At 67.5% G+C, this 24,743-nt stretch carries 24 protein-coding genes; 11 read left to right on the forward strand and 13 right to left on the reverse strand.

Annotated elements, in window-relative coordinates; translation table 11 throughout:
* Nucleotides 1-5: 5 nt before the first annotated feature.
* The 4 genes from ABIC25_RS23400 to ABIC25_RS23415 form a co-directional block, all read right to left on the reverse strand.
* On the reverse strand, nucleotides 6-1,178 hold the full coding sequence (locus ABIC25_RS23400; RefSeq protein ID WP_004020605.1) for an acyl-CoA dehydrogenase family protein: 1,173 nt from the start codon (nucleotides 1,176-1,178) through the stop codon (nucleotides 6-8).
* Nucleotides 1,179-1,235: 57 nt separating this feature from the next.
* Nucleotides 1,236-2,402: an acyl-CoA dehydrogenase family protein gene (locus ABIC25_RS23405; RefSeq protein WP_275447359.1), complete on the reverse strand. Its 1,167-nt coding sequence runs from the start codon at nucleotides 2,400-2,402 to the stop codon at nucleotides 1,236-1,238.
* A 49-nt stretch (nucleotides 2,403-2,451) separates the two neighbouring features.
* A complete protein-coding gene (locus ABIC25_RS23410; RefSeq protein WP_354563379.1) occupies nucleotides 2,452-3,252 on the reverse strand; it encodes a TIGR03084 family metal-binding protein in 801 nt (266 codons plus the stop codon).
* A gap of 672 nt (nucleotides 3,253-3,924) precedes the next feature.
* Nucleotides 3,925-4,836 (reverse strand): PaaI family thioesterase, encoded by a 912-nt coding sequence (locus tag ABIC25_RS23415; protein ID WP_354563380.1) that lies wholly within the window; start codon nucleotides 4,834-4,836, stop codon nucleotides 3,925-3,927.
* Between the two features lie 103 nt (nucleotides 4,837-4,939).
* Between ABIC25_RS23415 and ABIC25_RS23420 the strand changes: the two genes are divergently transcribed.
* From ABIC25_RS23420 to ABIC25_RS23430, 3 genes are all read left to right on the forward strand, one after another.
* Nucleotides 4,940-5,401, forward strand: coding sequence for a hypothetical protein (locus ABIC25_RS23420; protein WP_354563381.1), 462 nt, complete (start codon nucleotides 4,940-4,942; stop codon nucleotides 5,399-5,401).
* Between the two features lie 101 nt (nucleotides 5,402-5,502).
* Entirely contained in the window at nucleotides 5,503-7,092 is a 1,590-nt protein-coding gene (fadD1, locus tag ABIC25_RS23425) for a fatty-acid--CoA ligase FadD1 (protein ID WP_354563383.1), read from the forward strand.
* Nucleotides 7,089-8,213 carry a TIGR03857 family LLM class F420-dependent oxidoreductase gene (locus tag ABIC25_RS23430; RefSeq protein WP_180819478.1) on the forward strand — a complete coding sequence of 375 codons (1,125 nt, stop codon included), beginning with the start codon at nucleotides 7,089-7,091 and terminating at the stop codon, nucleotides 8,211-8,213. Before fadD1 ends, ABIC25_RS23430 begins: the two co-directional genes overlap by 4 nt.
* A gap of 16 nt (nucleotides 8,214-8,229) precedes the next feature.
* On the opposite strand, the gene ABIC25_RS23435 is transcribed toward ABIC25_RS23430, so the two are convergent.
* Nucleotides 8,230-9,093: a mycofactocin-coupled SDR family oxidoreductase gene (locus ABIC25_RS23435; RefSeq protein ID WP_004020612.1), complete on the reverse strand. Its 864-nt coding sequence runs from the start codon at nucleotides 9,091-9,093 to the stop codon at nucleotides 8,230-8,232.
* Between the two features lie 268 nt (nucleotides 9,094-9,361).
* Between ABIC25_RS23435 and ABIC25_RS23440 the strand changes: the two genes are divergently transcribed.
* Nucleotides 9,362-10,408: a phosphotransferase family protein gene (locus ABIC25_RS23440; protein ID WP_354563384.1), complete on the forward strand. Its 1,047-nt coding sequence runs from the start codon at nucleotides 9,362-9,364 to the stop codon at nucleotides 10,406-10,408.
* A 3-nt stretch (nucleotides 10,409-10,411) separates the two neighbouring features.
* Nucleotides 10,412-11,416, forward strand: a complete 1,005-nt coding sequence (locus ABIC25_RS23445) for an NAD-dependent epimerase/dehydratase family protein (RefSeq protein WP_354563386.1) — start codon at nucleotides 10,412-10,414, stop codon at nucleotides 11,414-11,416.
* Nucleotides 11,417-11,688: 272 nt separating this feature from the next.
* Here ABIC25_RS23445 and ABIC25_RS23450 read toward each other — a convergent pair whose 3' ends face one another.
* From ABIC25_RS23450 to ABIC25_RS23485, 8 genes are read right to left on the reverse strand one after another with little or no spacing between them, the layout of a single operon-like run.
* Nucleotides 11,689-12,597, reverse strand: coding sequence for an SDR family NAD(P)-dependent oxidoreductase (locus tag ABIC25_RS23450; RefSeq protein WP_033206292.1), 909 nt, complete (start codon nucleotides 12,595-12,597; stop codon nucleotides 11,689-11,691).
* Nucleotides 12,594-13,862 carry a sulfotransferase family protein gene (locus ABIC25_RS23455; RefSeq protein ID WP_354563388.1) on the reverse strand — a complete coding sequence of 423 codons (1,269 nt, stop codon included), beginning with the start codon at nucleotides 13,860-13,862 and terminating at the stop codon, nucleotides 12,594-12,596. Before ABIC25_RS23455 ends, ABIC25_RS23450 begins: the two co-directional genes overlap by 4 nt.
* A gap of 6 nt (nucleotides 13,863-13,868) precedes the next feature.
* Entirely contained in the window at nucleotides 13,869-14,414 is a 546-nt protein-coding gene (locus ABIC25_RS23460; protein WP_033206330.1) for a Cif family virulence factor, read from the reverse strand.
* A gap of 53 nt (nucleotides 14,415-14,467) precedes the next feature.
* Nucleotides 14,468-14,659, reverse strand: a complete 192-nt coding sequence (locus tag ABIC25_RS23465) for a ferredoxin (protein ID WP_004022803.1) — start codon at nucleotides 14,657-14,659, stop codon at nucleotides 14,468-14,470.
* Nucleotides 14,659-16,026, reverse strand: coding sequence for a cytochrome P450 (locus ABIC25_RS23470; protein ID WP_354563390.1), 1,368 nt, complete (start codon nucleotides 16,024-16,026; stop codon nucleotides 14,659-14,661). Before ABIC25_RS23470 ends, ABIC25_RS23465 begins: the two co-directional genes overlap by 1 nt.
* Nucleotides 16,023-16,835, reverse strand: a complete 813-nt coding sequence (locus ABIC25_RS23475) for an SDR family oxidoreductase (protein WP_239399704.1) — start codon at nucleotides 16,833-16,835, stop codon at nucleotides 16,023-16,025. Before ABIC25_RS23475 ends, ABIC25_RS23470 begins: the two co-directional genes overlap by 4 nt.
* Complete coding sequence (locus tag ABIC25_RS23480; protein WP_248643422.1) at nucleotides 16,835-18,079, reverse strand: cytochrome P450; 1,245 nt, start codon at nucleotides 18,077-18,079, stop codon at nucleotides 16,835-16,837. Before ABIC25_RS23480 ends, ABIC25_RS23475 begins: the two co-directional genes overlap by 1 nt.
* The gene (locus ABIC25_RS23485) at nucleotides 18,079-18,660 is read right to left on the reverse strand and encodes a TetR/AcrR family transcriptional regulator (RefSeq protein ID WP_033206302.1); all 582 of its coding nucleotides are present in this window, start codon (nucleotides 18,658-18,660) and stop codon (nucleotides 18,079-18,081) included. Before ABIC25_RS23485 ends, ABIC25_RS23480 begins: the two co-directional genes overlap by 1 nt.
* 64 nt (nucleotides 18,661-18,724) lie before the next feature.
* Between ABIC25_RS23485 and ABIC25_RS23490 the strand changes: the two genes are divergently transcribed.
* The 6 genes from ABIC25_RS23490 (at nucleotide 18,725) to ABIC25_RS23515 (ending at nucleotide 24,741) form a co-directional block, all read left to right on the forward strand.
* Nucleotides 18,725-20,191, forward strand: coding sequence for an aldehyde dehydrogenase (locus tag ABIC25_RS23490; protein WP_354563391.1), 1,467 nt, complete (start codon nucleotides 18,725-18,727; stop codon nucleotides 20,189-20,191).
* A gap of 196 nt (nucleotides 20,192-20,387) precedes the next feature.
* The gene (locus tag ABIC25_RS23495) at nucleotides 20,388-21,128 is read left to right on the forward strand and encodes an SDR family oxidoreductase (protein ID WP_101822289.1); all 741 of its coding nucleotides are present in this window, start codon (nucleotides 20,388-20,390) and stop codon (nucleotides 21,126-21,128) included.
* Nucleotides 21,125-22,006, forward strand: coding sequence for an NAD(P)-dependent oxidoreductase (locus ABIC25_RS23500; protein WP_239399710.1), 882 nt, complete (start codon nucleotides 21,125-21,127; stop codon nucleotides 22,004-22,006). Before ABIC25_RS23495 ends, ABIC25_RS23500 begins: the two co-directional genes overlap by 4 nt.
* Nucleotides 22,003-22,392: a carboxymuconolactone decarboxylase family protein gene (locus ABIC25_RS23505; RefSeq protein WP_101822293.1), complete on the forward strand. Its 390-nt coding sequence runs from the start codon at nucleotides 22,003-22,005 to the stop codon at nucleotides 22,390-22,392. Before ABIC25_RS23500 ends, ABIC25_RS23505 begins: the two co-directional genes overlap by 4 nt.
* An 8-nt stretch (nucleotides 22,393-22,400) precedes the next feature.
* Nucleotides 22,401-23,729 (forward strand): alpha/beta hydrolase domain-containing protein, encoded by a 1,329-nt coding sequence (locus tag ABIC25_RS23510; protein ID WP_354563393.1) that lies wholly within the window; start codon nucleotides 22,401-22,403, stop codon nucleotides 23,727-23,729.
* A gap of 136 nt (nucleotides 23,730-23,865) precedes the next feature.
* Nucleotides 23,866-24,741, forward strand: coding sequence for an ABC transporter permease (locus ABIC25_RS23515; RefSeq protein WP_248643426.1), 876 nt, complete (start codon nucleotides 23,866-23,868; stop codon nucleotides 24,739-24,741).
* Nucleotides 24,742-24,743: the final 2 nt, after the last annotated feature.

Below are 24,743 nucleotides of genomic sequence, written 5' to 3' on the forward strand. Positions count from 1 at the left end.
GGACCTCAGTAGGACTTCGGCAGCCCGAGGCTGGTCTGCGCGACGAAGTTGAGGATCATCTCGCGGCTCACCGGCGCGATCCGGGCGATCCGGGCGAGACTCAGCATCGGGGCCAGTCCGTACTCGGTGGTCAGACCGTTGCCGCCCAGCGAGTGCACGGCCTGGTCGACGACCTTCACGCACGCCTCCGCGGCTGCGTACTTCGCCATGTTGGCCGGTTCCGCGGCGCCCCAGTCGTCGCCGGCGTCGTACAGGGTCGCGGCCTTCTGCATCATCAGCTTGGCCATCTCGAGTTCGACCTTGCCCTGCGCGAGCGGATGCGCAATGGCCTGATGCGCACCGATCGGCGTCTTCCACACCGTGCGTTCCTTCACGTACGACACCGCCTTGTCGAGCGCGAAGCGGCCCATCCCGACGGCCGAGGCCGCGGCCATGATCCGTTCCGGGTTGAGGCCTGCGAACAGCTGACTGAGGGCGGCGTCCTCGGAGCCGACGAGCGCATCGGCCGGCAGCCGTACGTCGTCGAGGAAGAGCTGGAACTGCTTCTCGGGATTCTGCAGTTCCATGTCGATCATGGTGTACGAGAAGTTCTCGGAATCAGTGGGCACGATGAACAGCGCGGGCTTGAGATTGCCGGTCTTGGCGTCTTCGGTGCGCGCGACGATCAGCACCGCCTGCGCCTGGTCGACCCCGGAGATGTAGACCTTCTGGCCGGTGAGCAGCCAATCCGAACCGTCCCGGCGCGCCGTCGTGGTGATCTGGTGAGAATTGGAGCCGGCGTCGGGTTCGGTGATGCCGAACGCCATCGTGATCGACCCGTCGGCGAGACCCGGCAGCCAGCGCTGTTTCTGCTCGTCGGTGCCGAAACGGGCGATGACGTTGCCGCAGATGGCCGGTGAGACGACGAGCATCAGCAGTCCGGTGCCCGACGCGGCGATCTCCTCCATCACGATCGCGAGTTCGTACATGCCGGCACCGCCACCGCCGTACTCCTCGGGGAGATTGACCCCGATGAAGCCGAGCTTGCCCGCCTCGGACCACAGTTCGTCGGTCTTGCGGCCGGTGCGCGCGCATTCGCGGAAGTACTCCTGTCCGTACTTCGCGGCCAGTCCGGCGACCGCCGCGCGCAACTCGGCGCGTTCGGTGGTCTCCACGAACGGGTTGGTGTCCACGGTCATCTCGATACTCCCTGTTCTAGGCTTCGATGTGCTTCGTACTGGCGGTTGTTCGCACGCTCAGGCCTGGTAGCCGAGCCGCTTGGCGGCCAGTCCGTTGAGGATTTCGGTGGTGCCGCCGCCGATCCCGATGATGCGCATGTCGCGGTACTGTCGCTCGACCTCGGTTCCGGTCATGTAACCGAGGCCGCCGTGCAGCTGAACGGCCTTGTTCGCCACCCATTCCCCGGCCTCGACCGCGGTGTTCTTGGCGAAGCACACCTCGGCGATGAGGTCGTCGGTGGAGGTGACCTTGCGTTCCACCAGGGCTCGCGTGTAGGTCCGCGCGATGTCGATGCGCCGGGCCATCTCGATCAGTGTGTCCTGCACCGATTGCCGGGCGATGATCGGTTTGCCGAAGGTCTCCCGATCACGCGCCCACTGCAGGGTGAGGTCGAGGCACCGTTGCGCGCTGGCGTAGGCCTGTACCGCCAGTCCGGACCGTTCGGTGACGAAAGCGGTGGCGATCTGCGCGAATCCGGAGTTCTCGGCTCCGACGAGGTTGGTGACCGGCACCCGGGCGTCGACGAAGGACAGTTCGGCGGTGTCGGAACTGCGCCAGCCCATCTTGTCCAGCTTGCGGGTGACCGAGAACCCGGGTGTGCCCTTTTCGACGACCAACAGCGAGACGCCGCCTGCTCCCGGGCCGCCGGTGCGGACTGCGACGACGACGAAATCTGCCCGGACCGCCGAGGTGATGTACGTCTTGGAGCCGTTGACGACGTAGTGGTCACCGTCGCGCTCGGCCTTGGTCGTCAGATGGCCGACGTCGCTGCCCCCGCCCGGTTCCGTGATCGCCAGGCTGCCGATCTTCTCGCCTGCCAGCGTGGGCCGTACCCAGCGATCGATCTGGTCTGGGTCGCCGGCTGCGATCAGGTGCGGGAGCGCGATGCCGTGGGTGAACAGCGACGCGAAGACGCCGCCGGCCGCACCGGCGTAATGCAGCTCCTCGCCGAGGATCGTGCTGTCGATCAGATCGCCACCCGAGCCGCCCACCTCTTCGGGGACCCCGAGCCCGAACAGGCCCAGTTTTGCTGCCTCGACGTGCAGTTCACGCGGGATCGCCCCGTCCCGCTCCCAGTCGTCCTGGAACGGGAGGATGTGCTTGTCGACGAATCGCCGCACGGTGGAACGTAGTTCGAGACGTTCCGGGGTTTCCCAGATCGGGTTGGCGATGGGCACGGGCATTCTCCAGTCGGTCGGGTCCGGGAGGTGGATGGGGTGGTTCGGTGCGGTATCAGGTCGATCGCGGTTCGCGTCCGCGGCCGGGCGGTCCCGCGAAACACTGTGCGATGCCGGACCATTCGGCCGCGTCGTCGCCGGTGAGTTCGAGGTCGAGGTCGGCGAGCGCGCGGCGCTGCGTCACGAGTTGACAGAAGTCGAGTGCGGGTCCGCGGACCGCATTCGGCGCGTCCGTCGGCCCCCAGGTCCACACTTCGCCCGACGGCGCGGTGAGCGCGTAGTGAAACGGTTCGGCCGGCGGGGTCCGACCGTTGACGAGGTAGGCGAAGTCGCGCGTGCGCACGCCGATGTGGGCGACGCCGCGAATCCGGTCGGTCGGCAACACGGTGACATCGAGCGCGTCGGCGATGTCCAGACCGTGCGCCCAGGTCTCCATGAGTCGTGCCGTGGCCATGGACGCCGCGGACATCGGCGGGCCGAACCATGGGACCTTCACGCCGGCCGGGACCTCACGCAGAGCATCGGCGAGACGCTCGCGCCCGGCTCGCCACCCCGCGAGGATCTCCCCGACCGGTGCGGCCGAACCGGCCTCGGCGGCGTCGTCGACGTAGGTCGCCACACTGCTCGCCGCCTCACCGAGCAGCTGGGCGAACCGATCGGGATCGGTCACCGCGATCGCGGCAACCTCATCGGTCCACGCCAGATGAGCGATCTGGTGGGCGACGGTCCATCCCGGCGCAGGTGTCGGGGTGGCCCAGCCCGCTTCGTCGAGACCCGCGACGAGTGCGTCGAGCTGCGCGGATTCGGCCTCGAGATCGGCGACGACGCCGAGCACGGCCGCTTGTCCATCAGACATGCGATCACCCTCACACAGGTCCCCAGAAGAATCAAGCACGCTTGATTGTTTTGCCGCCGGTCGACCCGGCGCGCCCCAACCCACGCCGACCCCCTGCTGGTTGAGCCGGCACCCTCCCCCGCTGGTTGAGCCGGCACCCTCCCCCGCTGGTTGAGCCGGCACCGAGCGAAGCGAGGCGCCGAGTCGAAACCACCTGGCGACCCGAGCACAAGAAAGTGACCTCGACGGACGCGGCGGCCTCGCTTCGCTCGGTCGACGCTGCTCGGCCAGCAGATTAGCTCCCCACTGCCCGTCGATCGACGCCCCCACCGCCGGTTGAGCAGGCAGCCCCACTGCTCGTAGATCGACGTCCCCCCGCTGGTTGAGCCGGCACCGAGCGAAGCCGCCGGGCCGAGCAAGCGACGAAGGAGCGCGTCGAGGTCGAGGCGCCGAGTCGAAGCCACCTGGCGACCCGAGCACCCGAAGGCGCCCCACCGCTGGTTGAGCCGGCACCGAGCGAAGCGAGGCGCCGAGTCGAAGCCACCTGGCGACCCGAGCACAAGTAAGTGACCTCGACGGACGCGGCGGCCTCGCTACGCTCGGTCGACGCTGCTCGGCCAGGCCAGCGGGAGCATTAGGCGGCCTCGCTACGCTCGGTCGACGCTGCTCGGTCGGCCCGGGACCCAGCTGCGATCAGCGGTAGTGGATGTCGACCGTTGCGCGGCTGAGCAGGACGTCGTCGTAAGAGGTCATCGTCGCCTCGAAGGACGAGATGCGCCGGCCGAGCTTGATCGGCGTCACCTCGACCACCACCTCACTGCCGTCGACAGCAGGTGAGCGGTAGAAGCCGATCGCCATGTCCCCGATCGAGTACTCCTGCCCGGCTCCCGCATGGAGATGCCCGGCGAACGATGCCGCCTGACCGGCGATGGTGGCGATGACGCCGCCGTGCATGGTCCCGAACATGTTGCCCATCCAGGGCTCGGTGGCACTGCGGAAGCGAATACCGGACTCACGGCCGGCGGGTCCGTCGATCACCTCGACGCGGCCGTTGAGCATGTCGGTGAGTGGGCCGGGTTCGCGCATCTTCGACGCGATCTCGTCGACCACGGCGCGCCCGGACAACGCGGCCGGGATCGGCTCGGGCAGGGCGATGTCGTCGGCGTCGGCGCACTGCGGTGTCGGCAGGCCCAGCTCGGCAGCCGGCGTGGCACCGGTCGGCGCCCGACCGACGCGGACGTTTCGCGCGGTCCCGACACAGCAGAGATCCCCGGTACCGGTGCGGATCTCGACCGACGTCGAGCCCCACGCGTCGTCGTGCATGACCACTTCGGCGCGCGCCGCGAGCAGGTCCCCGATGCCCGCGCGCCCATGGGTCGACATGGACAGGCGCGCCTGGAGGGTCGCCGCGGCCGGGTCGTCGTGGACGCCATGAAACGGGATACCGCCACAGTGGTCGAACAGCACCGCGAGGGCCGGCAGCTCGATCAGTCCGCGATGATCGGCGAAACGCGGGCACAGCTGCTGCGAGGCGCGCACCCCGGACTCCGACACCGAGATGTCGCCGAGGTGAAATGCGGACAGTGGATCGTGCGGCTCGCTCATGAAATCCCTTGTATCAGCGATGTGCAGCCGATCTCACGTTGGAGAGTCGAATCTCACTCCCGTACTCTGGGTCCAGACGTGTCCAAAGTGACGGGAGAGACAGATGCGACGCAGGGCTGTGGCAACAATCGGGGCGATTGCGGCAGTGGGAGCGTTCGGCGCGGGAGCAGGAACCGCCTTCGCGGCACCCGCGGAACGACCCCTCAGCGTGGACCAGATCCCGAATGCCGGCGTCACCGTCGGCTCCAACGGTGTCACCGGCGGATTCGTGGCGAGCATCCTCGCCTCGGCCACCGAGCCGGGTGTCACCCTGATCTCCCTCAACACGACTCCCACCGAGGCCTGCGCCACCAACCTCAAGGACGCACGCGTCGGGATCACGTGGAAGAACACCTCGACCGGTGCATCCGGGGACGAGGTCTTCGCCGCATGCACCGACGGCCGGCCCTCCGATGGCGTCGACGTCGTGACCGGAACGGGTTCCATCGAGTTCACGACGACGATCCTCGGCAAGGGCGATCAGACCTTCACGGTCGTCCCGGGCAGCGGCTCGTTCACTCGCTGATCAGCCCGGCCGGGGACGCTCACCGTCCCCGGCCGACGCATCAGTAGACAATTCCGCAAATCTGTACACACGTCGGGTGAACACGTTCTAGATTTGGCAGCATGGCCGAGACAGTCACCCAACTCCTGCAGGCACGTGCCGACGACGACAACCTCGCGATCACCTACGAGGGTCGCCAGTGGACGTGGCGTGAATACATCCACGACGCCGGCCGGTATGCGTCGGCGATCCTCGGCGTCGCCGACCCGTCCCGACCGATGCATGTGGGGGTGCTCCTCGGTAACACCCCCGACATGCTGATCGCGCTGGCCGCGGGCGCACTCGGCGGTTACGTGACCGCCGGTATCAACAACACCCGCCGCGGCGACGGCCTCGCCGCCGACATCCTGCGTGCCGACTGTCAGATCCTCGTCACCGACGCCGACCACCGGCCCCTTCTCGACGGACTGGATCTGCCCGGCGTGACCGTGCTCGACACCTCCACCGCGCAGTGGTCGGACATGCTCTCCGGCGCAGGCGAATTGGTCCCGCATTCGGTACCGGGTGCGATGGACACCTACATGCTGATCTTCACCTCCGGCACCAGCGGCAACCCGAAACCGGTGCAGTTCGCGCACATGATGATGCCCTTCGCGGGCCCGGTGCTCGCCGACAAGTACGACATCGGCCCGGGCGACGTCTGCTACCTGTCGATGCCGCTGTTCCACAGTGCCGCCCTCATGGGCGGGTACTGCGTCGCGCTCTGCGGCGGCGCCGCGATCGCGCCGGCCAAGTTCTCCGCATCGACCTTCCTCGACGACATCCGCCGGTACAACGCGACCTACATGAACTACGTCGGCAAACCGCTCGCCTACATTCTCGCGACCGAACCGAAGCCCGACGACGCCGACAACCCCCTGCGGGTGGCTTTCGGCAACGAGGCCACCGACCGCGACATCGACGATTTCTCCGAACGGTTCGGCTGTACGGTGTGGGACGGCTTCGGTTCCACCGAGCTGGCCATCATCATCACGCGCGAACCGGGCACCCCGCACGGATCGATCGGCAAGGGTTTTCCCAATGTGGCCGTGTACAACTCGGCGACGATGACCGAGTGTCCGCGAGCGGAATTCGACGCCAGCGGGGCGCTGTCGAACTCCGACGACGCCATCGGCGAACTCGTGAACATCGAGGGAGGCGGAATGTTCATGGGTTACTACAACGACTCCGAGGCGACCGACGAGCGACTCCGCAACGGGATGTATTGGTCCGGCGACCTCGCCTACAAGGATGCCGACGGTTGGATCTACCTGGCCGGACGAACCGGCGACTGGATGCGAGTCGACGGCGAGAACATCGCCGCGGGACCGATCGAGCGCATCCTGCTGCGCATCCCGGAGATCAACAGGGTTGCCGTGTATGCCGTTCCCGACGAGCACGTCGGCGACGCGGTGATGGCCGCCGTGGTGCTCCAGGACGATGCCGAACTCACCCCCGAATCCTTCGCCGAACAGCTCGCCGCACAGGCGGACCTGTCGCCCAAGGCGTGGCCCTCGTTCGTACGCATCGCCGACGATCTGCCCTCGACCGCGACCAACAAGATCCTCAAGCGCGCACTCAAGGCAGAGGGGGCGACCGCGGGCGCGGGCACCCTGTGGGTCCGCGAGCCACGAACGCGCGTCTATCGAGAAGCCGTCGGCGCCCGCGCATGACGGACACCCAGATGTCCGAACACGATTCCCCGGCAGCCGAGGCGTCGTTGTTACCCGAGCTCGGCTACTACGCGCTCTCACGCCACCCGGTCGACCCGGCCGAGCTCGCGGAGGAGGCCCGGCTCGCCGATCGCGAGGGTTTCGGCGCTGCTTTCGTTTCCGAACGCTTCAACGTGAAGGACGCCGCCGTGCTGGCGGGCGGTCTCGCGGCAGCAACCCGTCGCATGGGCATCGCCACCGCCGCCACCAACCACAACACGCGGCATCCGATCATCACCGCGTCCATGGGCGCCACCCTCTCGACGATGACCGGCGGCAGGTTCGCCCTCGGTCTGGGGCGCGGGTTCGCGGCGCAGTGGCAGGTGCTCGGCGTGCCCGATGTGACCAGTGCCCAGCTCACCGACACGGTGGGTGTCCTACGGACGCTGTGGCGTGGGGAGATGATCCTCGGGCACGACGGCCCGCTCGGCAAGTACGATTACCTCAATCTGGGTGTCGCCGTGCCGCCGGTCCCCATCATGCTGGTGACCATGTCGCCCAACACCTTACGGCTGGCCGGCCGGATCTCCGACGGCGTGGTGCTCCACACCTTCTTCTCCGACGAGGCGACCAGCACCGCGGTTCGGACCGTCCGCGACGCCGCCGAACAGGCCGGGCGGGATCCGGCGGCGATACGGATCTGGTCCGTGCTGGCAACTGTCCCTGACCATTTCGACGACGCGGACCGCCTACGTCGGCTGTACGGCCGACTCGCAACCTATCTACAGGGCTATCCGGATGTGCTGATGAGGGCCAACGGGTGGGACGCCGACGACCTCGACCGTGTCCGTGGCAGTGCGGCTTTCGCCGGAGCGCGCGGGCCGATCGACGCCACCGCGGCGGTCGAGGAACTGTCCGAGCTCGCCGGGGTCATCCCGGCGTCCTGGATCGCCGACAGCGCGGTCGGTGGCGCGAGGGACTGCGCTGCCGCGATCGCCCGGCAGTTCGAGCTCGGCGTCGACTCGGTCATCATGCACGGCGCGGCTCCGTCGGAACTGCTGCCGGTGGTCGACGCCTATCGGACGCTGCGACCCGACTTGCCTGCGCTGCCCGTGAATCCGGGTGCGATCCACGCCCCGTAGTTGCGCCGGCTCTCGTTCAGTCCGGAACGCCGGGCGGCACCGAGTTCAGGAGCGCACCGGCCTCCACCCGCATCTGTTGGCCCGTCACGAATCTGGCGGCGTCGGAGGCCAGATAGAGGACTGCTTCGGTGACGTCCTCCGGTGCGAGCAGATCGACCGGCATCGCGTGCAGCGCCGCGAACACGTCCTTGACGTCGTCATATGCCGGCTTGTCCAGGTCCGGTCGGAACAGGCGGTAGATCTCGTCGTGATGGACCATCGCGGTGTCGACGTTTCCGGGATGAATCGCGTTGACGCGGATGCCCTTCGGCGCCAGATGACGCGCCAGGTCGTTGACGAGCCGAGCGACCGCGCGTTTGGAATGACCGTAACCGCCTGCGCCCGGCCCCGCCTGCGCGGACTCGAACGACGGCATGAACGCGGCCATCGATCCGATGCAGATGATGGACGCCCCCGACTCGAGGTACGGCAACGACAACTCGAGCGTGTTGATGATGCCGCCGAGATTGACCGCGACGGTGTTCATCCACGTCACAGAGGGGCTCTGGGGCCCGAGCGGGCTGATCCCGGCGTTGGCGACGACGATGTCGAGTCGTCCGAACTCCGCCACCGCCTCGTCGATCGCGGCCTGCAGGGCGTCGCGGCTGCGCACGTCGGCGATCTTGGCGATGACCCGCCGGTCCGTGGCGTCGACCATCTTGGCGGTCTGCTGCAGGTCGTCCGGCGTGCTCATCGCGTAGTTGACCGTGGTGATCTGGTCGCAGATGTCGACGGCGATGATGTCAGCACCCTGCTCGGCCATTCGCACGGCGTGGCTCCGCCCTTGACCTCGCGCCGCACCGGTGATCAGTGCCACCTTGCCGTCGAGTCTGGTGCTCACTCGGTTCTCCTCGATGTCGGGCCGTTCGCGGTCCGGGCGGCAGGCCCGGCGCGCCGTCCACGCATCCTAAACCGGAACCATCGTCCATGTGGCCGAATGGATTTCCGGGCCCGCACGCGGCCCCGTGGCTCGCCGGAGATCCGCACGACGCGGACCGGACGCATCCCTGGACACCAGTCCACCGACTGGGTAGTGTCGCACCAACGGTCGGACGTGAGCGCCATCACACTCGCTGCCATTTCCGCCGGCCGGTCGAAAGGATGCCCGCGTGCCCGAGATCGCCGAGATCCCCATCTGCGTCGAGGATCTGACTCCCACATGGTTGACGGAACTGCTGGCGAGCAACGGCCACCCGACGATCATCGAATCCATCACCGCAGAACCGGTGGGCACCGGACAGATGGCCGGCTCGTACCGGTTGACATTGAATCACGCTGGCGAGTCGGACATCCCGGAAACAATCGTCGCCAAGCTGGCAACCGGGGACGCCGCACAACGGGAGCTCGGCTCGGGTGTGTTCCGTAACGAGGTGCGCTTCTACCGGGATCTCGCTGCGGGTTTCACCGTGCCGACGCCCACCTGCTTCGCCACGACGATCTCCGACGCGGGAACCGAGTTCGTGCTGCTCCTCGAGGACATGGGCAGCGCCGTCCAGGGCGACCAGATCTCCGGATGTTCGGCCGCACAGGCCGAGTCGGTCGCCGCCGCGGCCGCGGGCCTGCATGCACCCCGATGGAACGACCCCACTCTCTTGGCGGAGATCCCGCTGCCCACCGCCTCCGATCGCGAGGTGATGGAGTCGATACTCGGCCCCATGGCCGAGCTGTATCGCGATCGGTTCGCGCCCGACGGTCTGTCGTCGTCGGCCATCGACTGGCTGGTCCGCGAGGCCGGCGACTGGCTCGTCGCACCATTGACGAACACCGCCCTCATCCACGGTGATCTGCGCGTCGACAACATTCTCTTCGGGCCGGTGGGCGAGGTCACGGTCATCGACTGGCAGACCATCACCACCGGCAACCCACTCCGGGACATCGCCTTCCTGCTGAGCACCAGCCTGACGACCGAGGACCGTCGCCGGCACGAACGCGGCATCGTGGCGTCGTATCATCGCGCGCTGGTCACCGCGGGTGTCGAGAACTACACGCTCGACGAATGTTGGGACGACTATGTCGGCAACCTGATCCAGGCACCGCTCATCATCGTCTTCGGTTCCGCCGCTGCGCAACCCACCGAGCGTGGCACGGCGATGTTCGACGCCATGCTGTCCCGCAGCGCCGCCGCCATCGACGATCTCATCCCCGGCGGTCTCTGACCCGTGCCGTCACTCGTCATCGGCGGCAACGGATTCCTCGGCTCCCGCCTCGTGCGCCGACTCGTCGACTCCGGCGACGACGTCCGCGTTCTGACCCGCTCGACGAGTGACCTTCGATCGCTCACCGGGCTCGACGTCGAGCACGTCACCGGCGATCTGTTCGACGACGCATCCCTCGAGCGAGCCATGCGCGGTTGCGAGGTGGTGTTCCACTGCGCTGTCGACACCCGCGCATGGTTGCGCGATACCACTCCGCTCTACCGCACGAACGTCGTTGCGCTGCGGTCGGTGCTGGACGTCGCCGCCCGGCAGTCGTTGCGCAGGTTCGTGTTCACCAGCAGTATCGCCACCATCGGTCGGGTTCGGGGTCGCCCGGCGACCGAAGCCGATCGGTTCAACTGGTCGCGACAGGCACCCGATTACGTCAAGAGCCGCGTGGCGGCCGAGAACCTGGTGCTGCAGCGGGCCCGGGACGGCTTGGTGCCCGCGGTCGCCATGTGCGTGGCCAACACCTACGGCCCTGGCGACTGGCAGCCCACACCACATGGCGCATTCGTCGCCGGTGCGGCACTCGGCAAGCTGCCGTTCAGCATTCGCGGGTGCCGCGCCGAGTCCGTCGGCATCGACGACGCGGCGTCGGCGCTCCACCTCGCGGCCGATCATGGCGAGGTGGGCGAACGCTACATCGTCTCCGAGCGCGCGATCGACACCGGCGAGGTCGTGTCGATCGCAGCGGCAACGGCAGATCGCCCGCCCCCACGACTGGTGCTGAACAGGACCGCGCTCTATGCCTGCGGCGCGGCGGGTTCCGCGCGGGCCGTGCTGACCCGGAAGCCGGTGCAGTTGACGATCCCCTCGGTCCGGTTGATGCACGTCATGTCCGAGATGGACCACGGCAAGGCCGAACGCGACCTCGGTTGGCATCCCCGGCCGGTCACCGACGCCATCGCCGACGGTGCCCGCTTCTGGCTCGAGCGCCGCGCGGGGCGAAAGGGCAGTGCCTTCTGAACCGAAGGAAGCGAACCCCTCTCCTCCTATCCGAAAGAACCGCCCCCCTCTGCTCCCTGAGGTGTGAGGAGCGATGGCGACGAGCCTCGAAGGGCCTGGTGACCCGGGTTGTTGAGCCCTTCGTGGCTCGCTTCGCTCGCACCTCAGGGAGCAGGGGATGGCTCGCTTCGCTCGCACCTCAGGGAGCAGGGGATGGCTCGCTTCGCACGCACCTCAGGGAGCAGGGTGTGTGGTTCTCTCGGCTTGGGGAGCAGTGTTCTTTATCCCTCGGATCACCGCTCAGCAGGCCCCGCCAGGATGCCGGCGAGTTCGTCCAGGCTGTAGGGCGAGGTGTCCTTGTGGTCGCGGTAGGCGACGAACCCCGCCTGCTGCGACTCGAACCGGCCGATGAAACCTCCGGCAGCGCTGAAGATCTCACCGGTCACGTGCTCGGCCGCGTCGCTGGACAGGAACACGTACAGCGGTGCGACGTACTCGGGTGGGGCGGGATCGAGTGCCGCGTCACGCGTGAGATCGTCGAGTATCCCGCGCCGGTGGAGTCCTTCGATGTGGGCGACGTAGTCGTCACCCGAGGACAATCGCGACTTCGCGCCCGGCATCACCACATTGACGCGTACCCGGTGATCCCGGAGGTCGGCGGCTGCGGCGAGGGCGAGCGCGTTGACGCCACCCTTGGCGGCCGGATAACCACTGCCACCGAACATTCCGAGCGACGCGGCCGAACCCGTGAGCACGACCGACCCCGACCCCTGCTCGACGAACACCCTTCCCGCGGCCTGTAGGAGGTGGAAGGCGCTCATCAGATGCGCGTCGACCTGGGCGCGGAACTCCTCCGCGGAGATCGTCAGGACCGTCGACCCGGGTGGTTCGGCGATGCCGGCACAGTTGATGGCGATGTCGAGGGCGCCGAATTCCGTCAGTGCGGTCTCGACCATCGTCTGGGCCACCCCGTCATCGCCCGCGGAGCCGGGCACGCCCACGGCGTAGCCTCCGCCCCCGCGGATCTCGGCCACCGTGTCGGCGACGGCCTGCGAATCCCGGCCGTTGACGACGACCGAGACCCCCTGGCCCGACAGCGCGTACGAGACTGCGAGACCGATACCCCGGGTCGCCCCCGCGACCACGGCGACCCGACCCCCGAGTCCCGCACCACCGGGTGACCAGCCGTCGCCGGAGGTCACGCCGAGCTGCCCACCGGCGTGATCGGGATCGACCGCCCGCGGTCGACGAATTCGAAACTCGCACCCCCGCTGAAGCGCGCGACGGCCACCTCGCCGTACTCCTTCTGCGGACTGTCCGCCTTGGTGATCCGGACGACGAGATCGCCGTCGGCTTCGATCGCATCCGCGACGACGAGGTACGGATCGACAGCGGTGGCGGCAGCCTGCAGTGGCTCGATGTGGTCGACATCGAGGATGGATGTCCAGCCGCCGTCGGTCATCGCCTCGGAATCCCGGGGGATGCGGACGACGACCGTGTCCTCGTCGGCCTCGGCGGTCAGCCCGGTGTACTGGGCCGGGCCGAAACACGGGTGCAGGGCGAGCACCTGCGCGAGACCGGCGGCGTCGGTGGACACGCCGAGCGCGACCCGAATCCGGTCGGCGGCGAGTCCGGCGATGCCGGTCAACTGCTTACGGAAGATCTCGATGGCCTGCGCGTCGCTCTCGGCGTACCGACGCACGCTGACCAGAAAGCCCAGCGACAGCAGCTGATGTTGCAGCGCAACCTCTTCGGCGACCCGCACCAGAGCCGACGTCGACCACTCCGCGAACTGCAGGTCCTCGACGAGCGGACCGCGGTAGTCGACCCAGCCGTCGGACGCGGTGGTGTCGATGGCCGACAGGACGAGTTGCCCCGCCCGGGTCTCGAACATGTCCACCGAATCCGGTGGCAGCGGCAACTCGTCACGATCCGGTTCGATCGTCACCGTCCACTCGCAGTGCGGCGTGCGATCGACCGGACGGCGCGGCGGCCGGTGGACCGGACGGATCCGCGCGCGCCGATTGGTGGCGATGGCCGTCGCGTCGAAGGTGGGGTCCTCGATGTCGTGACACATGGTGGTCACGTAGTCGTCACCGAGCGGTTCGACGTCGAGCAGGGCGCCGCAGTGATCGAGCACGAAGGAGCCGTGGTACTCGTCGTCGATCCGGTAGCGGAAGTCCATGAACTGCGGCGGCGCACCGATGTCGAGCTGCAGACACTTGAACATGTCCTCGACGCCGTCGCCGTCGATCCCCAGGGCGCTACGCATCCGGTGCGTGTAGACCGGGCTGGCCGCCATCCACTCCTCGATGGCGACCTTGCCCATCACGTCCCGGCCGAAAGCACTGATGAGGTGCGCCATCCCGCTGCGGTCGATCATCTGGCCCGACAACAACAGTTCCGGTACGAGCACGGCGAGCTGATCCTGACTCAGACCTTGATAGGTCGGGGCTGTGGAAGTCATGTCAGCTCACCAGAACGCGACGGGGGCCTTGCCGAAGTCGTACCACCCCGGCAGGTTTCCGGGCGCCGACTTCTCCACTCGCTTCAGCATCGGCTCGCTCATCGCGTTGTTCTTCATCATCTCGATGAACAGCGCGGAAACGTTCCCGTAGTCGAAGAAGTCACGCTGCCAGCGGAACTGGAAGTTGCCGCCGTACTTGAACCAGCTGCCCTGGATGCCCTCGAGCGCGTAATGGCTGCCGTCCTCGCGGGTACCCTCGTAGATCTGCTTCCACAGTCCGATCATGTCGCCGGTCCGGTCATCGATGACCCAGGCCTGATAGGGATACTCCCACCCCTGCAGACCTTCCATCTCCTGGCCGAGGGCGAGCTCGCGGATCTCCTCGCGACCCACGGCCATGAAGTCCTTGTTGGGGCCGTAGTTCCACCCGTAGGTGGCGTCCTCGGTGTAGAAGTCGGCCAGGGGCTTCCAGTCCCCCGCCTTCTCGGCCTCGATGTTGGCGGCGAGCCACCGTTCTTTCATCTCGTCGAGTTCGGCACGGTCAAAAGACATGTGTTCCACCTTCATTCGGTCGTTCAGGTCGTGCGTGGGAGGTGATCGGGAATTCAGCCCTCGATGATCCGCAGGGCTTGGGTCGGGCAGTAGTGCACGCCGGCCTCGACCTCGGCGCGCTGGGATTCGTCAGGGGTCGCGTCGAGGATCTCCACATGGTCGGTGTGCGCGGCGAAGACCTCGGGCGCCTCGAGCTCACACATCCCATGCCCCTGGCAGAGGTCCAGGTCCACCTCGACGCGCATCACGCGTCCTGACGCTTGCGATAGGCGACGCGACAGGGCTGCTGCAATTGGACGACCATCTTGGAATGGTCGTTGCGGTAGCTCTCCGGGGGCTGGAGCATCTTGAACTCGTAGTTCTGGAACAGCACCGAGAAGATCGCCTTCAGCTGCATTATCGCGAATTGCGCACCGACGCAACGATGACGACCGGCGCCGAAGGGGATCCAGGTCCACCGATTGACCAGATCCTCTTGCCGCGGCTTGTCGTAACGGTCGGGGTCGAAGGCGTCCGCCTCGGGGAAGTCCTCGGGCAGCCGGTTGGAGATCGCCGGTGACACGGCGATCGACTGCCCGGCCTTCACCTCGAAGTCCTCGACGTGGAAGTCGTTCTGCACCACGCGCATGAGGATGATGAGCGGCGGGTGCAGCCGCAGCGCTTCTTTGAGCGCGTTCTCGAGCTGCGGCATCTGACGGGTGTGCGCGAAAGTGTATTCCGGGCGCTCACCGGCCGGGGTCTCGCCGTAGATCTCGTCGAGCTCCTCGTACACCCGTCGCATGTAGTCGGGATTGCGCAACAGTTCGATGAGGGTCCACGCGGCGGTGCCCGACGTCGTGTGGTGGCCCGCGAACATCATCGAGATGAACATGCCGGTGATGGTGTTGGCATCGAAGCCGACCTGGACGAGGACGTCCATCAGGTCCCGGTCTTCCTTGTTCTCGGTCGGGTTCGCGATCCGCTCGTCCATCACGCCCTGGATGAACTCGACCAGTTCGGCCCGGGCCTCGTCGCGCTTGCGGAAGCTCTCGATGTCGGCCTTGTAGTCCACGTAAGCGATCGGGTCGGTGCCCTTCTCGAGGTCGTGGAACAGGTGGGCGATGTGTCCGCTGAGCCGCTCCCGGAACTTCCGACCGATGAGGCACGACGACGAGGTGTACAGCGTCAGCTCGGAGAAGAAGTCGAGCAGGTCGATCTCCCCCTCGTCGCCCCACTCGGCGATGATCCGCTCGACCTCGTTGGGGATGGTCACCGCGTGCTGCTTCATGTGCGCGCCCTTGAGCGCCGAGTTGTGGATCGCCTTCGACCGCTCCTCGGGGCTCGTGTCGAACACGACGCCCTCACCGAACACCGGTGTCATGAACGGGTAGGCGGCCGCCTGGTCCAGATCCTCTTCGGGCGCGCGGAAGAACTCCTCACTCGCCGCCGATCCCGAGACCAGCACCACCTCGCGGTCGGCGAGCTGGAACATGCCGACGTCACCGCATTCCTCGCGGACGCGCCAGAACAGCGAGATCGGGTCGGTGGCGAGTTCGTCGAGATGTCCGTGTTCGCCCTCGCCACCCGAGACGCGATTCGGTTGTTTCAGGCCTGATTCGGTGATGGCGGTCATCCATCCGTCCCCTTCTCCTGTACTGCCTGTCGTTTCTTGTCGCTGACTGCGCCTTCGGCCTCCACCTCGACCGACCGCATGTGCGCCCCACGCGGCATGGTCACCATCGCCGCGACGGCCTGCGCGATGTGTTCGGGCGAGAGGAAATTGCCGTGGCGGGCCAGACCATGTGTGATCCAGTCGTTGAGCATGTTCTCGGTGGTCGTCGGATCCAGATTCATCCCCATGCCGGTGAGGGTCTGTCCGGGACGGACGACCCCGGCCCGCACACCGGTCCCCTCGAGTTCGAGCTGGATGGTCGCGACGAGTCCGTCGATGCCGGACTTCGCCGCAACGTAGGCCGACGACCACGGCCGGGGGTGGATGGCGACGTCGGACCCGATGAACACGAAATCGCCTCGCGCACGGTCGATCATGCCGCCGATCACCGCGCGGTAGATCCGGTAGGCGCCGGTGAGATGGATGTTGATCTGATCCGCGAAGTGGTCGGTGCCGGTCTCGTAGGAGAGACCGACCGCGAGGTCACCGGCGCCCGCGACCACGATCTCCAGCGGCCCCAGGGCGGCCTCGGCCTTCGCCACGCAGTCGAGCACCGACTGCTCGTCGGTGACGTCGAGCGGCACTGCCACGGCCTCACCTCCGGCGGCGGTGATCGTGTCGGCCAGTTCCTGCAACTTCGCCACCCGGCGGGCGGCGAGGGCGACGGGATGGCCGGCCGCGGAGAGGAATTCGGCGGTGGCTGCGCCGATGCCCGACGACGCGCCCGCGACCAGGACCGGTCGCCGCTCGGGATGGGGTCGAAAAGCCATCAGCGCACCGTCACCTTCACCGGGAGCTCGGCGAAGCCGCGCACGTTCACCGAGTGGACCCGCACCGCCTTGTCGGCATCGATGTCCACCGCCCGGATCGATTTCACGACCTCGGTCAGGCCGATGTTCGCCTCCAGTCGCGCGAGGTGCGCACCGAGGCAGAAGTGCGCGCCCAGACCGAAGCTCATCAGGGCCTGGCTGCAGTCGCGGCCGATCTCGTACCGGTCGGCGTCGGCGCCGAACACCTCGACGTCGCGGTTCGCCGAACCGACGAGCAGGAGCACGCGGTCGCCCGCCGGGATGACGAAGTCGCCGTAGGGGGCATCTTCGATCACCCGCCGCACGACGATCTGCGTCGAGTTGTCGTAGCGCAGCGTCTCCTCGGTCCAGTCCGGGACGACGACCTCCGGGTCGGCGAAGACCTTGGCGAGCTCGTCGGGATTGCGCCAGCCCCAATACAGGGCATTGGCAAGCAGTTTGGTGGTGGTCTCGTTGCCCGCCACCACCATCAGGACCATGAACCCGACGATCTCGTCCTCGGTGAGCTTCGTCTTCTCACCGGTCTCGTCGTCGTCGATCTCGGCCGCGATGAGGGCCGAGACCAGATCCTCGCCGGGGTTCTTGCGGCGGTCGGCGATGAGCTCCGAATAGTACTTGTGCAGTTCGATGTACGCGTACACCGCCGCCTCGGGGAGGTCGAGGTCGCCGTCCTCTCGATGCAGCAGTAGGTCGGACTGGTGGCGCAACCGGGTGCGATCGGCTTCGGGCACACCCAGCAGTTCGGACACGACGTCCATCGGGAGCAGGGCGGCGAAGTCGTGCACGAAGTCGAATTCGCCCTTGTCCAGGCACTTGCTCCAGTGCTGGTGCGTGAGAGCGGTGATCCGGCCGGTCAGTTCGTTGACGCGGCGGGGCGTGAAGCCCTTCGAGACCAGTTTGCGGATCCGCATGTGCTTCGGGTCGTCCATGGCGAGGAACGACATCGACTTGTGCGCGTCGGGACCGTACGCCGAGGGGTCCATCGACACGCCCCAGCTGTTCGAGAGTCGTTGGGTGTCACGAAATCCGGCCCGGACGTCGGCGTGTCCGGCGAGCGCCCAGAAGTTCATCCCGCCGTGGTAGTAGACCGGCGCCTCCGCGCGGAGACGGGAATAGGTCGGATAGGGGTCCTCGTGGAAACCATAGGCATACGGGTCGAAGGGGAGCTCGCGCTCCATCCCCGGCACCGTCGTCGTTTCGGTCATCACTTCTCCATCAGTAGATGTGCGGCTGCGACAAGACGTTCGGAGGTCTGCTCGTAGGTCATGTGCCCCATGCCGGCGTAGACCAGCCCGCCGGAGTAGATCATCTCCAGTGCGTCGAGCAGCGGGCCCGGGTTCTCGGGGTCCTCTTCGAGAGCGGCGGCGAGACGACGCCGGATGAATGCGCCGATCCGCACGCGCAGGTGTTCGACGTCAGGGTCGCTGCCCAGCAGGGCCACGGTCACCGCACCACCGAGCTGGCCCTCGCCGGCCACGACCAGCGCGACCTCGCGGAGCACCTGTGCGACCCGCTCGCTCCGCGGCGCACCGGGATCCGGTTCGAGCACCCCGGCTGAGAGACGACGCCAGAACACCTCGGCGACGAGGTGACTCTTCGACGAGAAGTACGTGTACGCGGTGGCCGGCGCGACCCCGGCGATCTTGGCCACCGACCGCACGGTGAGACCGTCGAAACCCTCGGCGTTCAGCACGTCGACCGCAGCATCGGTGAGGCGTGTGACCGTCTCCGCCTGCTGCTGGGTCAGCCGGCGACGAGTGGATTCCTGAGACACGGGGCTGGACATGTGAGCCACGCTACACTAGCTTTGAACGCGAGTCCAGACACCTGTCCAGATGGAGTTCCAGCTCATGCCTCTTCGCCCCGTATCCGCGTCGGATCTGTTGATCGACGGCAAGCTCACCCCCGGGAGCGGCGGCGTCTTCGACGTCGTCAATCCCGCGACCGAGGAGGTCATCGGGCAGGCGGCCGACGCCACCGCGGCCGACATGGATGCCGCCATCGCGGCCGCGCGTACCGCTTTCGACACCACCGACTGGTCGCGCGATCACGCCTTCCGCGCTCGCTGTCTGCGTCAGTTGCGCGACGCACTGCTCGCCCACGGCGACGAACTCCGCGACCTCACGATCGCCGAGGTGGGGTGCCCGTCGTTCCTCACCCACGGCCCGCAGTTCGAGGGACCGGTGACGGATCTCGGCTACTTCGCCGACCTCGCCGAGAGCTACGAGTGGACCAGCGACCTCGGCACCGCGAAGCCGATGGGGCTGAAAAACCACCGCGAACTGCGCTCGGAGGCCGTAGGGGTCGTCGGCGCGATCACGCCGTGGAACTTCCCGCACCAGATCAACTTCGCCAAGATCGGACCCGCGCTCGCCGCCGGGTGCACGGTGGTGCTCAAGCCCGCACCCGACACCCCGTGGTGCGCAGCGCTCGTCGGCAAGGTGGTCGCCGAAGAGACAGACTTCCCGCCGGGCGTCCTCAACATCGTCACCTCGACCGACCACCAGCTCGGCGCCCAGCTCAGCACCGACCCCCGCGTCGACCTGGTCTCGTTCACCGGCTCGACCGCCACGGGCAAGAAGGTGATGGCAGCCGCCGCCGAGTCACTGAAAAAGGTGTTTCTCGAGCTCGGCGGCAAGTCGGCCTTCATCGTCCTCGACGACACCGACATCGGATCCGCCTGCGCCATGGCCGCGTTCAACGTCGTCACCCATGCCGGCCAGGGGTGCGCGATCACGACGCGTCTCGTGGTGCCGCGCACCGCACTCGACGAGGCGATCACCGCGACCCGCGACGCGATGGCAGGGCTGCCCGCCGGGGACCCGACCGACGGCGGCACCATCTGCGGACCGGTCATCTCCGCCCGGCAGCGTCAGCGCATCGAGTCCTACATCGAACTCGCAACCAGCGAAGGGGGCACCATCGAGATCGGGGGTGGCCGCCCCGCCGACAAACCCGCCGGATTCTATGTCGAGCCGACCCTGATCTCGGGACTGGACAACTCGGCGCGCGTCGCGCAGGAGGAGATCTTCGGGCCGGTGCTGGTCATCATCCCCCACGACGGCGACGACGACGCCATCCGCATCGCCAACGACTCGCCGTACGGCCTGTCCGGCATGGTCTACGGGACCGATGAGGAGCGGGTCAACAAGGTGGTCAACGGAGTACGCACCGGGACGATGGGCGTCAACGGCGGCATCTGGTATTCCGCCGACGTCCCGTTCGGCGGTTTCAAACAGTCCGGAATCGGCCGCGAGATGGGCGTCGCCGGTTTCGCGGAGTACCTGGAGACCAAGGCCGTCGCCCGCCCCGCATGACCCATCGAGGCTCGTCGACCTCGACGCGCTCCTTCGTCGCTTGCTCGGCCCGGCGGCTATCGCTCCTCGCACCTCAGGGAGCACAGGACCCACAACCCCGCTCCTCGCACCTCAGGGAGCTAATTCTACCGCTCCCTGAGGTGCGAGCGCAGCGAGCCACGAAGGGCCAGCCATCAACCACACAGAAAGCAGGACAATGAGTTCCAAGCGTTTCGAGAACAAGACCATCATCGTCACCGGCGCGGCCGGCGGGATCGGTGAGGCGTATGCACGTGCGCTCGCCGCGGAAGGCGCGAACGTCGTGGTCGCCGACCTCGCCGACGAGAAGGGCAAGCAGGTCGCCGCCGACATCGGCGGGCTCTACGTCAGCACCGATGTCGCCGACGAAGATTCCGCGAAGGCACTCGCCGCCGCCACCGTCGACGCCTACGGTTCGATCGACGGATTGGTCAACAACGCCGCGATCTACGGCGGGATGAAGCTCGACTTTCTCATCACCGTGCCCTGGGACTACTACAAGAAGTTCATGAGCGTGAACCTCGACGGCGCGCTCAACGTGACCCGCGCGGTCTACCCGCACATGACCAACGGCGGCGGCGCCATCGTCAACCAGTCCTCGACCGCCGCATGGCTGTACAGCGGTTTCTACGGTCTGGCCAAGGTCGGGGTGAACGGTCTGACCCAGCAGCTCGCCACCGAGCTCGGCGGGCAGAACATCCGTGTCAACGCGATCGCCCCCGGCCCCATCGACACCGAGGCCACCCGGACCACGACGCCCAAGGAGATGGTCGCCGACATCGTGAACCGGCTGCCGCTGAAGCGTTTCGGCACCCCCGAGGATCTCGTCGGGATGTGCCTGTTCCTGCTGTCCGACGAGGCCGGGTGGATCACCGGCCAGATCTTCAACGTCGACGGCGGCCAGGTCATCCGCTCATGAGTGAGTCGTCCCCCATCCGTCTGGGGTATGTCGGACTCGGCAACATCGGTGGGCCGATGGCCGGGAGTCTGGCCGCCTGGGCCGGCGGGCTGACGGTGTTCGACCTGTCGTCCGAGGCCATCGCGAAGGTCGTCGAGAAGGGCGCCACCGCTGCGGAATCGCTCGCCGACCTCGCCTCGACGACCGACATCATCGGCATCTGCGTCCTCGACGACGCCCAGGTGCGTTCGGTGATCACCGGGCCGGACGGACTGCTGGCGGCAGCTCGCCCGGGCACCGTCATCACCGTCCACTCGACGATCGCGCCGGAAACCGCCGTCGAGCTCGCCGAACAGTGCGCGGCACGGGAGGTCACGCTCCTCGACGCCCCGATCTCCGGTGGCGCGATGGGCGCGGCGTCGGGCCGCCTCGCGATCATGGTCGGCGGTCCCCGCGCCGCCTACGAGAAGTTGAAGGAACCGTTCGCGCTCACCGCGGACATGCTCGTCCATGCGGGTCCCGAGGTCGGTGCGGGCACCCGGATGAAGCTGGCCCGCAACCTGCTTCACTTCATCTCGTTCACCGCGACCACCGAGGCCGCGCGCCTGGCCGAGGCCGCCGGCATCGACATCACCAAGCTCGGCAAGGTCGTCCGCCATTCCGACGCCGTGACCGGCGGAGCCGGGGCGATCATGTTGCGCGACACCACCGCTCCGGTGCCTGCCGACGATCCCTGGTACGGCATCCTCACCGGCGTCCGTACCCTGGGCGAGAAGGACCTGGCGCTCGCACTCGCGCTCGGCGACGAGCTCGGCGTCGATCTACCTCTCGGGCGGCTCGCGTTGCGGGATCTGGCCGCGGGGCTCGGTGTCCCCCACCTCGAAGGAGAACCAGCATGACCCGATCCAACGTCTCCGACGACGCACCCGACGAGGCGCGCAGGCGTGGCCTCGCCAAGATGTCCGAGGTGTACGGCTGGGAGGTGAGCGACGGTCCCGGCGACTACTTCGCGCACACCGCCGACCAGGTGTTCGGCAACGTGTGGGCCCGGGAGGGCCTGTCCAACCGTGACCGCCGGTTGCTCCTGCTCGGTGCGCTCGCCGCGAGCAACAACATCGACGTCGCCGAGATCCAGGCCGGTGCCGCCCTCGGCAACGGGGAGCTCACGCCCGAGCAGCTCGAGGAGATCAGTCTCTTCCTCTGCTATTACGTCGGCTGGCCGCAGGGCACCAAGATGCACTTCATGTTCGGCGAGGTGATCAAGCAGCACCGGAAGAAGAAGTGAGCCGACTCATGCGTTTTCGTGTCCTGGGCGGCGGCAACGGATGCTCGTTGCTGAGCGCCTCACCCCTACCCGACCTCGTCGCCGCCGGATACACCGACACCGAGTACGCGGCGTCCGGGACCGCCGACTCGGTCGTCGGCGAGACCGGCGCGCCGGCCGCCGGGTTCACGACCCGGATCGTCGTCCGTCGACCCGCGGACGCCGCGGCGTTCAGCGGCTGTGTCGTCGTCGAGTGGCTGAACGTCAGCAGTGGTGCCGACGCCGCACCCGAATACTCCTATGTGGCGGCCGAACTCGTTCGCGCCGGGCACGCATGGGTGGGCGTGTCGGCGCAGTACGTCGGCGTCGAGGGCGGGGCGGGTTCGGTCGGTGTGGACACCGGTGCCCCGCAGAGCCTGGCCACGAGGGACCCGGAACGGTATGCGGGCCTACGGCACCCCGGTGATGCGTACTGCTACGACATCTTCAGTTCCGTCGGGCGGGCCGTTCGCGAGACCGCCGCCGGCGGCCACCCGCTCGAGGGTCTGCCGGTCTCCACCGTGCTCGCGGTCGGCGAGTCGCAATCGGCGATGGCTCTGACGACCTATGTCAACATCATCGGCCCGGATGCGGCGCCCTTCGACGGATACCTCATCCACAGCCGTGCGGCCGCCGGACTGCCCGCCGGCGCAGTCGGTTCGGGTATAGACGTGGCGACCGTCTTCGACTGCGAACCCACCACGATCCGCACCGACCTGGACGCACCGGTCTTCGTGGTGCAGACCGAAACCGACCTCCTGACCAACTTCCGCTATCACGCCGTGCGGCAACCGGACTCCGATCGGCTCCGCGTGTGGGAGATGGCGGGCACGGCCCACGCCGATCTCCACCAGGTCGGCGACTTCGAGGAATTCCTCGGCTGCCCCGACCCCGTCAACCGGGGCCAGCAGCGGTTCGTCCTGCGATCGGCGTTGCGACACCTTCGGTCCTGGGCCGAAGGGGGCGATCCGCCTCCGGTTGCCGAACCTCTGGCTCTCCGGGATGCCGGCGGCATCGACCCCGTCTTCGAGCTCGACGACATGGGCAATGTCCGGGGCGGGGTTCGCACACCATGTGTCGACGCGCCTACCCAGGTCCTCAGCGGGATCGTCGCCGACCCGGTCTCCCGGATCTGTCTGTTGTTCGGAACGACGTCACCGGTCCCCGCCGCCGATCTGGTGGCGCGGTATGGAACGCGCGATGAGTACGAGAAGCACTACCGGAATGCCGCCGACGCCGCGATTGCGGGCGGATTCGTGCTCACCGAGGACCGCGACGAGCTGCTCGCCGACGCCCATCCGGAACTGATCCCGGACTGAACCCGAACCGGCCGTCCGCCGATCACTCTCGGCGCGCGGTGGTTTGAAAATCACCATGACTCCAACGGTGCCGACGGGGTCGAGTTCTCAGTAGCGTCCCAGAAGTCCTGCCAGCCCCTCTCCCAGGCGGATTTCGATGACTCTAGAACTCACGACACCGGTCGGTGTCGCATCCGGCCCGTCCGCGGCCGGGCCCGTCGACGTGCCGTCCGACGGCCTGGCGGCACGGGCGCGTCGGCGACGGCTCACCCGTCACGCCGCGACTCGCACACTGCGCCAGTCCATCGGGCTGATCCTGGTGGTCGTCATCTGGCAGCTCGGTGCGCGCGGATGGCTCGGTACGACCACTCCCGCGCCCACCGAGGTGGTCGAGGCGGGGTGGGACCTGATCAGCACCGGTGAACTCTGGACCCACCTGGCCGCGTCGGGACGTCGCGTCGCGATCGGGCTGGCGATCGGAATCGCCATCGGCGCGGTACTGGGCGCGGCCGCCGGGCTTTTCAAGGTGGCCGAGGACCTGGTCAATGCACCGGTCCAGGTGCTGCGGATGATGCCCGCCGTCGCCCTCGTCCCGGTCTTCATCATCTGGTTCGGGATCGGCGACTCGTTCAAGATCGCCTTGATCATCGTCGCCCCGATCTTCCCCATCTATCTCAACTTTCTCGCCGGGATCCGGGGAGTGGATCAAAAGCTCGTCGAAGCCGCCGAATCGCTGGAACTGACGCGCTTCGAACTCGTTCGATATGTCGTCCTGCCGGGCGCACTGCCGCAGATCTTCGTCGGTCTGCGGCAGGCACTCGGCATCGGCTGGCTCGTCCTTGTCGTCGCCGAGATGCAGACCACTCCGGTCGGTTTGGGCTTCCTGATGAACGACGCCAAAGAGTACCTCCGGACCGATCAGATCTTCCTGGTCCTGGTCATCTATGCGGCACTCGGACTGCTCACCGACATCGCCGTGCGGCTACTCGAGCGCCGATTCCTGTCGTGGCGCAACGGATTCGAAGGAAGGTGAGG

Origin of the sequence: Gordonia sp. PvP123, assembly GCF_040547295.1 — a bacterium.
Classification (GTDB): domain Bacteria; phylum Actinomycetota; class Actinomycetes; order Mycobacteriales; family Mycobacteriaceae; genus Gordonia; species Gordonia terrae.